Source organism: Paenibacillus sp. GP183 (genome assembly GCF_900104695.1).
GTDB lineage: Bacteria > Bacillota > Bacilli > Paenibacillales > NBRC-103111 > Paenibacillus_AI.
Genome location: NZ_FNSW01000001.1, coordinates 5,212,323 through 5,225,342, shown reverse-complemented (window position 1 = coordinate 5,225,342; position 13,020 = coordinate 5,212,323). Strand labels below are relative to the sequence as shown.

The 13,020-nt window shown below is 45.0% G+C and carries 5 protein-coding genes and 3 pseudogenes; 1 reads left to right on the top strand and 7 read right to left on the bottom strand.

What is annotated here, in order from left to right; all coding sequences use genetic code 11:
• Nucleotides 1-92: 92 nt before the first annotated feature.
• From BLV33_RS25810 to BLV33_RS25780, 7 genes and pseudogenes are all read right to left on the bottom strand, one after another.
• A complete protein-coding gene (locus BLV33_RS25810) occupies nucleotides 93-2,972 on the bottom strand; it encodes an RCC1 domain-containing protein (RefSeq protein ID WP_090798276.1) in 2,880 nt (959 codons plus the stop codon).
• A 17-nt stretch (nucleotides 2,973-2,989) separates the two neighbouring features.
• On the bottom strand, nucleotides 2,990-6,145 hold the full coding sequence (locus tag BLV33_RS25805; RefSeq protein WP_090798274.1) for an efflux RND transporter permease subunit: 3,156 nt from the start codon (nucleotides 6,143-6,145) through the stop codon (nucleotides 2,990-2,992).
• The gene (locus BLV33_RS25800) at nucleotides 6,142-8,061 is read right to left on the bottom strand and encodes an efflux RND transporter periplasmic adaptor subunit (RefSeq protein ID WP_090798272.1); all 1,920 of its coding nucleotides are present in this window, start codon (nucleotides 8,059-8,061) and stop codon (nucleotides 6,142-6,144) included. The genes BLV33_RS25805 and BLV33_RS25800 overlap by 4 nt, the downstream gene beginning before the upstream one ends.
• Nucleotides 8,062-8,240: 179 nt before the next feature.
• A pseudogene (locus BLV33_RS25795) lies at nucleotides 8,241-8,711 on the bottom strand (IS6 family transposase); the annotation flags it as partial.
• A gap of 111 nt (nucleotides 8,712-8,822) precedes the next feature.
• Nucleotides 8,823-10,568: a group II intron reverse transcriptase/maturase gene (ltrA, locus tag BLV33_RS25790; RefSeq protein WP_090798268.1), complete on the bottom strand. Its 1,746-nt coding sequence runs from the start codon at nucleotides 10,566-10,568 to the stop codon at nucleotides 8,823-8,825.
• Nucleotides 10,569-11,153: 585 nt separating this feature from the next.
• Nucleotides 11,154-11,394: pseudogene (locus tag BLV33_RS25785) on the bottom strand (IS6 family transposase); the annotation flags it as partial.
• 239 nt (nucleotides 11,395-11,633) lie between these two features.
• Complete coding sequence (locus BLV33_RS25780) at nucleotides 11,634-11,963, bottom strand: hypothetical protein (protein ID WP_090798267.1); 330 nt, start codon at nucleotides 11,961-11,963, stop codon at nucleotides 11,634-11,636.
• Nucleotides 11,964-12,282: 319 nt separating this feature from the next.
• Between BLV33_RS25780 and BLV33_RS25775 the strand changes: the two are divergent.
• Nucleotides 12,283-12,988 (top strand): annotated as a pseudogene (locus BLV33_RS25775) (IS6 family transposase).
• Nucleotides 12,989-13,020: the final 32 nt, after the last annotated feature.

Genomic DNA, 13,020 nt, shown 5'->3' with positions numbered 1-13,020 from the left:
TTTGGCAGCACGGACATAAACAAAGAAACTCAAAAGGAATACACAAATCTCGTGCTCCTTTTGGTCTCCTAAATCAATCCCTGTTTTATTCTCTACTGTCTACCTGTTACCTTCAGATTAGCCTGTTCCAAGGCTAATGGGTCTACTGGCAGGGTGATGCCTTGCTGAACTTTCAACATTCGCTCAATGACAATAACCGATTGCACCCTCGTTGTTGCCTCAGCTGGAGCAAGGTTTCCTGCTTCTAACCCTTGAAGAATACCTTTGTTTACAGCTCCGAGCATGACATAATTGGGCTCCAAAACCGTATTAGGCTTTTGCAGCTCAGCGCTCACCGAACGCAAGACGACGGTCGCCATCTCCTGACGTGTAATCGGAAGATCCCAGCCCTCTTGAAGATCGCCAGCTTGCAAGATCCCTGCTTTTTGCAAGGCCTCTACATAAGGCTGATACCATGATTGACCTGCGCCCACTGAAGTAACGGGAATATTCATAGCCGTTACAGCCATCTTTAGAAATTCAGCTTTAGTGATAGCATGATCGGGAAGGAAGCTTCCGTCGCTGCAGCCATCCACGTAACCTTTTTCAGCCGCTTGAAGAATGGAATCTTTGCCCCAGTGGCCAGCAATATCATTGAAATTAGTACTCATTCCGGAAACGGAAATTAATGTTGGCACATACCGATTCGTTAAGCTATTATCACCGAGTTGACCGGTGTAATTGCCGCCCCATGTCCAGATTGTGCCATCTTTCAGCTTCACGATGGTGTGTGACCCGCCAGCGGCGGCAGAATCTGCAGCTCCTATACCTTTTACCAGCTCTGGTTTGTTCTGATTCGTTTTCGAACCATCACCTAGTTGACCGAATAAGTTTTGGCCCCAGACCCATACGCTGCCGTCGTTTTTAATCGCAATACTGTGATATGTCCCTGCATGAATGGAATTAATACTGGTTAAGTTTGCAACTTGAACCGGCTTGGTCTGTGTCGTCGTTGTTCCATTGCCTAACTGCCCATAAGCATTATACCCCCAAGCCCATACAGTTCCATCGTCTTTAAGAGCGAGGGCGTAATTTTTCCCTGCGGCAATCGCCTTAACACCGGTTACACTGGCAATTTCAACGGGCTGCTGCTTGCTGGTATAAGTGCCATCTCCCAGTTGACCGCTTGCGTTATCTCCCCAGGCCCAGATCTTGCCTGTATTTTGCAGCGCCAAATTGAAGTTGGATCCTGCTGCTATAGCAACGATATCGGAAAGCTGCACAATTTGATTAGACGGGGCAGTTCGATCATGCCCCAGCTGACCGTAGGTATTATCGCCAAAGCTCCAGACGGAGCCGTTATTGAGTAGCACAACTGTATGATTACTTCCAGCGGCTGCTGAAACAACCCCAGTTAAAGAAGGGAGCTCAGCAGGTGTTGTCCGAGCTATTGTTGTTCCGTCACCCAATTGGCCAAAGAAATTTTGACCCCATGTCCAGAGGGTTCCATCTTGTTTGACAGCCACCGTATGGAAGTCTCCTGCATCAACGGCTGCGGCTTGATCGAGACCCAATTGCTCTGGCACTATTTTTGACGCATTCGTTCCGTTTCCTAGTTGCCCAAACGTATTGCTTCCCCAACCGAACAGTCGATTGTTTTTGATAAAAAACGAATCACTCTCTCCGGCTGTTAGCGGTGATACCTTTGGACTCTTGATGATGACCGCTCCTTCCCCAGGCTTGATGGATGGAGGGTTGAGCCAAGCAGGTACTTGCGTTTGAACGGGTGAAGGCTGGTTATTGACTGTCATGTCGCCAAGCTGGCTGTAACCGTTGTTTCCCCAAGCCCACAAACTGTCATCTTTGCCAACGGCAAATGTAAAATTCGTACCCGTCCCGATGCGAGCGATATTCGGAAGCCCATTGACTTGGCTAGGAAACGTTTGGTTCCATGTCCTGCCATCGAAAGCTGTCCCTACTCCCAATTGCCCAGAGGTATTGTCCCCCCAAGCGTAAACGCTGCCGTCTTTCTTTAATACGACGGCATGGGAATTGCCTGTGGAGATTTGGGAAACATTGTCCAGCCCGGTTACAAGAACAGGATACTTCTGCTCTTGTGAACCTGATGTGACAGCACTATATATCGTGCTTTGATCCCGAGTCATGAGCCCCCAGGTCAATACAGTCCCATCATCTTTGAGCGCCATTGAGAAGTCAAAGCCAGCTGCGACCTGAGTGATATGCCAAGTCGAGCTTGTAGCCATAATGGGTGTATTGAGACGGTTTTGGTCGTAGCCGTAACCTAGTTCACCAAAATAATTATCTCCCCAAGCCCACACTACTCCGTCTTGATCAATAGCAAGTGTATGAAAAGCGCCTGCAGCAATAGATTTCACGGAGGCAATATTACCCTTGACTTGAACCGGCTTGTTTTGAGCTTTATTGGTGCTGTCACCTAGTTGTCCATACGTATTGTCGCCCCAACTCCAAGCTGTACCGTCGTCTTTGATAGCTACAGAGTGGAAATTACCTGCGGAGATCGCCGTTACATGGGTCAAGTCAGCAACCTGTACTGGTGATGCTCTATCAACCGTGGTTCCGTCACCTAGTTGGCCGAAGGTGTTTTCGCCCCAAGACCATATGGTTCCGTCGGATTTCAAAGCTAAAGCATGAGATTGGCCTACCGCAATCGCGGTAATGCCTGATAATCCGCTAATCGGCGTCGGCTGGTTGCGGTTGTTCAAACCCGCTCCCAGCTTACCGCGGAGGTTGTCCCCCCATGTCCAAACCGTACCGTCTTTCTTCAATAGGACCGTGAACCCTTTCCCACCCATGATCTGGACGATGGAAGAAGGCTTTATCTCGGACGTTCCGGCTGGTGTCGCACTCGCGTCAGCCCATGCTTTCTCAGGAATGCCTGAGAAAGTAGTAAAGGCACTTAACAGCAAGAAGCAGAGCAGCAGGAAAGAAATGTTACGTTTCACTGTTATCATAACCCTTCTCCTTATCACTACAAAGCTTTCGTACCCGGCTCAAGTGAAGCAGCCGGCATACGTTTGAATCTCTTTTTTATACCGTTCATCCAGCCGTCGAACAATGTATAAACAACTGGAATCAACAGTAAGGTTACAAGGGTTGAAAAAGTTAATCCGAAGGCGACGACCGTCGCCATCGATGCCTGTGTCTCCGCTCCTTCGCCAAATCCGACGACAAGCGGCAGCATCGCAAGCACGGTAGTAGCCGTTGTCATGAGAATTGGACGCAACCTCACTTTTCCTGCCTCGATCAATGCCTCCGATAGCGGCATTCCTTTTTTGCGCAATTGGTTTGTATAATCGATCAAAACGATTGCGTTATTCACCACGATCCCCACCAGCATGATCATCCCGATGATGGAGTTCATATTGATGGTTCGGTGTGTGACTAGCAAGCCGAGAATAGCTCCGACGAAAGTCGGCGGCAGCGAAAACATTATAATAAACGGTCCATACAGCGATTCAAATTGGCTTGCCATAACCATATAGACAAGCACGACGGACAAAATAAGCATGTAAGAAAGATCTTTAAACGCTGAATTTTGTTGGGTTGCTTGCCCACCCATCGTAACTTGGTAGCCGTCAGGCGGTTGAATCGCATCGATTTTCGCTTTGACCTGATTTTGAATATCGCCGACTGCAGCACCGAAAATAGAAGCTTGAACAGATGCCGTACGGTTTTGATTCGAACGGCGAATTTGCGCAGGCCCTTCGCCCGGTTCGACTTTCGCGATTTGATTGAGCGGCACTAACGTGCCTGAAGAAGAATTGATTGAAATATTATTAACATTCTCTATTTTGTTCGAGAAATCGTTCGGGTACTTAATCAAGACAGCTATTTGCGAGTTGGCAGTGCTGAATTGAGTCGCAACATTTCCTTGGTAAGCCGTGCGAAGCGCCGTCATGACGTCTTTGACGGAAACACCGTAATGGGCCGCAGCATCTCGGTCAATCGTCAAATTAAATTGCGGTGTCGTTCGATCTAACGTATTTTGAACGTTCCTTGTTCCATCCACTGAACTTACCTCTTGTACAACCAAATCGCCCAGCTTCTGCAAGACATTCAAATCGGGACCGGAAAGACTCACTTGAATATCAGAGCCGCCAGAGCCGCCATTGCCTCCGCCGCCTAATCCTGGCAAGCGTACACCAGACGGTACGTTCACTCCGATCTGTGCTCCGACATTTCCCTGCGTCAAAGTACGAATCTGCTCGGCGACTTGATCCGTGCTTCGTTTCCTCTGACTTAGCGGCTTCAGCATAATTTGTATGCTGGCGTTGTTGGTTGAAGCCGTTTGGAACGAGCCCCCGCCTTGCGAACCGACAGATGTGAATACGGTATCCACCTCAGGAACGTCTTTGATTTTGCTTTCAATTTTCGCAGCCAATTGGTTCGTAAGATCAAAGGCCGTTCCCTGCGCCAAGCTTATAGAAATATTGACTTGACCCGCGTCTGTTCTCGGAGTAAGTTCAGAACCGACAAATCTTGCTGAATAAACACTAGTTGCAAATAGTATGACTGTTGTCAGTACAATGATCCAACGATGCAGCAACGACCATTTTAATAATCGAGCATAACCATTCGTCAAGCGGTTGACGCCACGGCCAAACCATATAAGCGGATTCCAAGACCTTCCTTTCGGAATTTCTTCGTCCACTTTTCCTTTTAAGAATTTCGCTGCAAGCATAGGAACCAGTGTTACTGCAGCAAACCATGCTGCAATATGCGAGAAGCTGACGGTTAAAGCCATCGGCAAGAAAAACTGGCGTGAAAGGCCATTAATGAAAACTGTTGGAGCAAATACGGCAATTTGCGCCAGCGCCGAAGCCATAACAGCCGTACCGACCTCTTTTGTACCCACTTTGGCCGCCTCTTGCGGATCCAATCCTTCGTGCCGCTTACGGAAAATGCTTTCCAATACGACAACTGCGAAGTCAACAAGCGAGCCTAAGCCTAAAGCTAGTCCGCCAAGAGTGATCGTATTAATCGTTTGCCCTGAGAAATACATCATACTGAATGTGGAAATGACCGATATGGGGATAACAATCCCGATGATTAAAGTTGCGCGAACATTTCGCAAGAAGAACAGCAAAATCAAGATGGAGAACACGCCGCCAAGCAACGTATGATCAACAACCGTATTAATGGATTGACGGATAAATTTTGCTTGATCGCTTAATGCGGAAACATGAACGCCGTTAGGCAGCTTTGCTTGAATTTTACTCAATGTTTTTTGAATATTATCGGAAACGGAAACGGTATTTCCGCCCGCTTGCTTAAGAATGGAAAGGCTGACGCTCGGTTGGCCATCCTTACGAGCTTCCATCGATACGTCCTGATACGTATCGATAATTTGACCGAGATCCCCGAGAGCGAGCGTTTGCCCTTTGCCGAGCTGTACTTGTACTTTGCCAATATCGGCTACAGACTTAAATTGGGCGTCAATATGCAGCGGCACGAGCTGCTGTCCTTTATTGACAAGACCAGCGTCCGTAGACGTATTATCATTGCCCAATGCTGCAGTTACTGTACTAAATGAAACATTATATTGCTGAAGCTTTAACGGATCAATCAGAATTTGCACCTGACGGACCCGACCGCCAGTAACCCCGACTGAAGCAACACCATCGACTTGCTGGACATCCGGACTCACGACACTATCAGCGAGATCACGAAGCGTGATCAGATCTGTATTTCCGTAAAGAGCCAATGTCAATATAGGTGAACTATTCGGGTCCACACGAGATACGATCGGCGCATCCGCATCTGTCGGAAGCGAGCGCTTCAAGCGATCGAGCTTGTCGCGCATGGATAAAATGGCTTGGTCCAAGTTAGTACCATAGTTAAAATTTACGGAGACTGAACTAGATCCTGTCCGAGAATTCGAGTCCAATTGGGTTACGCCCGATATGGTAGCCATAGCCGACTCGACTTTCTTCGTTATTTGCTCCTCCACTTGAGCAGGGGAAGAACCGCTCCAGGTGACGGAAACGTTAGCTGTTGGAATTTCCAAGTTCGGGTATAGATCAACTGGCAGCAAAGGCAGGGAAATTGCACCAATGAGAACCAGTACGACCATAATCATAAAGATAGTTACGGGACGATGGACCGAAAAGTTAGCTATTTTCACTGTCCACCACCTGTCTTCGGAGCTCCTGTGTCAGCTCCGTTGCCATTCGGCTTCGGACTACCTTGGCTCTGACCGCCTTGACTTCCGTTCCTACCTTGGCCTCCCTGTCCGCCAGTTTTGCCTTGACCGCCTTGACCTTGACCGCCTTGACCATTTCCTTTAGTTGCCCCGTTTCCTCCGGCGTCTTGCCCTGGTTGAGCTTCTTGAACAGGAACATTATCCGATAATAGTTCTTGGCCTTTTACCACGAGTACGTCACCAACCTTCAGCCCACTTGTAATTTCAAAAGAAGAGCTGGTCACCACCCCAATTTTTACTAACACCTTGGAGGCTTTTCCATCCTTAACAATGAATACAGCATTACCGCTAGGTTGGCTAAGAACAGCATCGGCAGGAACAACAATGGATTGTTTGCCTTCGCTTTTCAAAGAAGATTCTGCGAACATCCCCGGCAATAACTCATGTTTATCGTCAGTGAGCTTAATGTCAACCAGATACGATTTGGAAGTAGCATCCATGGTCGGATGAACGACATATACAGTTCCGTCAAATGACTTATTCAGTGTAGGCACGCTAACTGACATCGGTGTACCGACTTTGATTTTGCCGATGGATGCTTCAGATACGTTCACCGTTGCGATAACTGGATCCAATGCAGCGATGGCCAATATCGCGGATTGACCTGTGTTCTGTCCTACTGGCGTCAATATAGAAGAAACAACTCCGTCTACCGGACTCGTTAGCACACCATCTTGAAGCTGCTCGCTAAGTACCTTTAATTTCGTTTGCGCTTGCTGCACCTGAGCAGCACTAACCTGCACGGCATCCGTGGATTGTGAAGTCTGAAGCGATTGCTTCGATTGATCTAACGCTGCTTGTGCGCTGTTCTTCGCAATATCCTGCGATGACTGTGCCTGCGCAAGCTGGGTCCGCCCTAAATCGATCTGTGCCGCGGCTATCGATTGTGTATTGGCGAGAGTTAACAATGCAGAATTCAACGCCTCTTGGGCTACCTGTACAGATTGCGAACTCTGAGCCGTTAACAATGCATTTTGCAAGCTTGTCAACGATTGTTGTGCCGACTGCGTATCTTTATATTGAGCTTGCTGTGACTGCTGCAATTGAAGCTGTGTGCTTTGCAGTTTAGCCAGAGCTGCATCCACACCTACTCCACTTCTTACCGCACTATTATACGCAGTAACAGCTTGCTGCACGTTTAGCTGGTACGTATCAATATTGTTATTCTGCGTAGTTAGTAAACTATCGAGTTGCGAGTTCAGGTTGGTTTGGGCAACTGTCACAGCGGTAGCCGCATCTGCTTGCGCTTTACTGAAACTAGCTTGCGCGCTAGATATGCCTTGTTTGGCGCTCTCAATGGAATTTTGCTGAGCTGATATGGCGTTGTTGAGCTGAGCTTGTGCCAATGCCACAGCATTTTTCTGGTCACTGATCGTTTTCTCATAAGCCGCTTGCTGCACGGCAAGTGCCTTTTGAGCCATCGCTGCACTATTGGCTTGATCATTAACAGTTTTGCTATATTGCGCTTGGCTAGTGGCAAGATCGCTCTTCGACTGCTCTACAGATTGCTGCAGAGCGTAAGTGTCGATATGGGCCAAAGCTTGCCCCACTTTTACATGATCGCCCAGATTCACATCCATAGACACAATGCGTCCGCTGACTTTGGAAGAAAGATTTGTAGTGAATGCAGCTGTAATCGAGCCTGTAAATACTTGTCCACCACCAATGTCGGACAATTTGACAGGTTGTGTCACTACCGACATTTGACGTGTTCCCGAACGACCGCTTGCCCCTGGTTTGGCTGTGCTGGCTGCAGGGTTGCATCCAGCAATGACGACGGTTATCGCGGAGATGACTGCGATGATTGTAGTGCTTTTGAGTGAACTAAACTTCCTCATGGATTGAAACCTCCGTCTACTTCTTTTCAATTAGGCACATCGTTTCTTCCACTTTAATTTATTTTCATGATAGAAATGTGAATCATATGTGAAAAATCTGTAAAAACCTCGGCTCAGAAAATCCGGTTCTGTTGCAAGAATTAAAAAAGTCCAGACGATCTGTTCGGTCAAACTAAATTTTATGCAATTAAACCGAACAACTGATGGATGAGTTGAACGACAAAAAGGGGCGACGAATGATTACATTCGACTTGCCCCTTTTTGATCATATGTATCGTTTCAATTCCTGTTATCGTTTGCTCTGCAGTTCGAAATGATTTAAACCCAAGCATCCGGTTTGTTCGTTTCTTAATGAATCGATGGTCTTGTTCTATGATGTTATTGAGATATTTTAACTGTCTGACCTGCGTTTCCTGAGGTAGTTTATCATTCTTCTTCAGATTCTCGATTGCAACCGGGTAGGCTGGGTTCTTATCTACGGTAATCACTCTTGGATTTTGAACATTATCCAAGGCAAGAGCTTTCCGAAAAAACCGTTGTGCGGCTTTCCTATCCCGCTTCTCACTTAACATAAAATCAATGGTTTTACCCTTTGAATCCACAGCACGATAAAGATAAGTCCATTGACTTTTTACTTTGATATAGGGTTGAATAGGCGTCACCCGACCCATTGACCAAACGATCAATAGTTTGACGGTAACGCCCTTCTCCGAACCGGACTTGCACCTTTCGATGCATCCGGCTCTCCATCTAAAGTGGTATTACAGCGCGATTTGCTTTTGAAGCCGTTCTTTTCGTTGTTTCCTTTTATAGCAGCTGATACATAGCGCAATCAGGTATTCGTTCCATTCGTCTTCGGGATGTTCGAGATGGGAACTTGAATCTTGAAAGTAAACATGTGTATAACCTTTTGTTAGTTTCCGCCTACATCCTACACAGTAGCCCTTTTGTCGTTTTACAACATCGGTTCGGAATGAGAACCAATTGTCACGTCCAAAAAGTCGATGTAAGAATCGCTTTTGATGCACCCTTAGAAGTTCATTCAGCTTCCTGTCGCTATCCAACTGCTCCCGATCTTCTTTCACATACGGATGTTTCTGAGAGCATTTACTGGGATATTCAATCTTGTAGTATTGAAGTTGGTCCAGCATGTGAACCCCGCCGTTGCCTTCATCTTTAAATCCGAAATTGCGCGAAATATATTTCCGATACTGGGGGTGATTGATGTCCATGTTGTATCGGAATAAATGTGTTTTCGCCACGTAGGATCGGGATTTTCCCGTTCTTTGTGTGAGTCGATGAAGAACCAGCCACCACAAATAATGATCGATATCTCGAAATACTTCTTTCGAATTTCCTCTGCGGAAGTATTCTGCGAATCCTCGTATCTTGGCATTTAAGCCCTTGATCGCCTCTATACCGGGTAGGGATAGCAACATTTTGGAGTCGCGCGACACGGTTTGTTTGAACTTCTGAACGGCTTTACGACTTGGTTTTACAAGAACCTTCCGCATGTTCTGCCGTTTCCAACGTCGGATGTTGAACCCTAAGAAGTCGAATCCTTTATCCACATGCGTAACCAAAGTCTTTTCAACAGAAAGCTCAAGTTGTAGCGATTCACCCAGAAAAAGTGTAATCATTTCTTTGAGTATCTCTGCATCTTCCTTAGACTTGCAAAGGATAACTGCATCATCTGCGTAACGGATAATAAAGCAGGGGATTTGGGCTTTGCTACGTCCCCATTTGGTGTGGCACTCATACAAACCCGAGATAAAGTTGTCCAATTCAGTCAAGTAAATATTTCCAAGCAATGGACTGACAATACCACCTTGAGGGACGCCCAAATCGGTCTCGTGAAATTCTCCATCGTATACGAGTCCGGCTTCCAGCATATGTCGGATGACTTTCAATAGCTTTTTGTCGCGGATATATTTGGATAAGATGTTGATTAAGATATCATGATTCACGGCATCAAAAAAACCTTTAATATCCATTTCTACAATCCATTCATATTTCTGCTGTCCAATAAGCCATCTAATTCTTTCAATTGCATGATGCGTGCAACGGAAAGGACGGAATCCATAGCTGTGTGGATGTTGCTTACTTTCGTAAATCGGTTCAAGTATGCTTCGGACTACATCTTGGGCTGCTCGATCGGCGATATTGGGTATTCCTAAAGGTCTCTTTTCATGAACTTTATGAGGTTTAGGAATGTAAATTCGTCGAACAGGCGATGAAGTGTAGTGACGGAGAATATCTTTAACCTGTTCTCTCAACTCCATTTTCTGGCGATCGGTTGTATAATCTTTTCTTGTTTTACCATCCATCCCTGGAGTTTTGGAGCCTGAATTGCGTAATACCTTGATGATGGAAAGATCAATCAGTACATTCCATCGAAGAAGTTGATGTAATCGTGAAAATGTTTGGTTTTCAATTGCTCGCCGCGCTAGGCGTGTTTGGGTTTCGAATCTCTTTTCTCCGTAAGAGAATTGAGCGAAGGTAGACATCGCAATCGCCCCTTTCTATCCATAATGGGGCTCTACTTTGCAAATACGCACTCACTTTAGACTGGAGTCCTTCGCCACGTAATAGGCTTTCCCTATCTCAGACTACTACGACTCCTCCGCCCCCGACCATTCACATCAACGAGCGGTCCATCCCTTTAAAAGGGTGGAATGGTCGGGTTCCCACGTTCACTGTATGTTGTCTCGCTGCCTTAGGTTGTCACTCTACGCGGGGATGATTTGCTAGGTTTCACCTCTGTACCTAGCAACCACCGATTCATAGAATGAATCGGGTCAACAAGCCAACGAAAAGGGCCCATCGCTCATACCGACCCACCCGTATCATCCATTCGTTTTCGGGTGTTCGCTGTGACCGCGCTTCGGACGTGACTTTGCTTTCGCTAACCATAGCAGGTCATTGAGGCTAGCCCTGCGTCTTGGGAAGATGGATTTCCCTCACAGGTACATTGTTAGATGGGCTTCACACCCCAGATATGCTCGTATCTGACGCATGCCATCCTAGCCTGTTTGGTTTGAGGTAGCCAAACATTTCAAGATGAAACTTCAACATACAGCGCCTCGTGGCGCACTCTCGTCACAACGCCATGAGTCATTCAAATGTTTGAGAAGGGGTCGAACTCTGTTGGCTATTTCAGGTCATATTGATGTACCCATCTCATGATCGTTGTATGACAAATCGAAATGCCACGTTCTGACATCATTTCTACTAAATCCCGATAAAAGATATTGAAGATACCATCTTACCGTTAGTAATAATAATTTCCGCATTAAAATGTTTCCATTTGAATAAATTTGACACTGAATTCATCTATATGTTTCCTTTACATCCACATAGTTTTTATCTATGTTACCACACGATTTCATTTTTGCATCAGAACCGTTTGATCTGTTTAATATTTAAAAATGCGAAAAAATTCTAATTTTCAAGGAAAATTGCGGAATATCACAACATAAAGAAAGAAGGACATTGTGCCCTCCCCTACAGCTGTTGGAAAGTATTAAATTCTTGCCAAAATATTTAATAAAATAAAAGTAATTATTAAACCTTTACTTCAATTCATATTCCTTTTTAATCGCATCAAGCTGTGTGGCATCATCAAATTCTTTAATGATTACATTGGCATGCAAATGAATCGTTTGTCCGTCCTTTTCGTCAAACGAAATCGTCCCATGATCCTGTTCAATTGTATCATTTTGAAGAACCCAATATTTTGTAGATTTGTTATTTGTATCAAGCAGTATCACTACAAAATTACCATCCAATGTTCCATTGTTAGAGATCTTTTGTATCCACTTGTTCGTAACTAATACAGAACTTCCTATTAACATTATAATAACGGTAAGAACTATATATATCCATATTCTCTTTCTTTGCAACTACTTTTCATCCTTTCCAAATAAAATAGTCCTATATTCATGATTCACCCTTAATTTTTAAATTGGATCATATAACCTTAATACGCTTATAACCATTAATCAGAATGCCAAGAAAGCCCCAACAATTATTATCAGATCGTTTAAGCATCAACACTTGACCTTGGCTATTGAAGATTATAAATGTAATCAGCTACACGGTACTGTTGATGCCAGCACAATTGTTTTTCGCACAGGATTCTACTTCGTTAAGGTTGTGGTGCAAAGTTCTAATTCATGATAACGTAATTGATAATAAAGTCATAGGATGGAGCAACTTACTTTGGAAACACAATTGGATTTATTTAAATGGAAGCAATATGAATCAGCAATCATTTTATTAACCGTGAGATGGTATTTAAAATATAGTTTAAGCTATCGAGACATCGTAGAAATGATGAGCGAGCGGGGTTTAAAGATATCCCATACAACGATCATGAGATGGGTACATGAGTTTGGGCCCGAAATAGATAAACGAATCCGCAGCTATTTGAAACCCTCAAACGATTCGTGGCGAACGGACGAAACCTACATCAAAGTCAAAGGTCAATGGAAATATTTATATCGGGCAGTTGATTCTATGGGGAAAACAATTGATTTCATGTTATCTGAATATCGTGATATGCCGGCAGCTAAGCGTTTCTTTACAAAGGCTTTGTCCTCTCCACATCATCAATTACCTCGTGTGATCACTTTGGATAAAAACCCGGCATATCCACCAGCCATACAAGAATTAATACATGAAAAAGCCTTACCAAAAGAAACCTTGATTAGACAGACAAAGTATCTAAACAACATTGTAGAGCAAGATCATCGATTCATAAAAAATCACAAAACCGATGCTTGGTTTCAAATCATTTCTAACTGCAGAACAGACGTTAAAGGGAATCGAAGCCATGCATATGATTAGGAAAGGGCAGGCCGAAAATAATTCGTCTGTCCTCTCTGCTGTTGAATGGCTCAATAAAATATTTGGTATTGTGGCATAGTTAATTACAATCTATTAGGTAATTGCTATCTT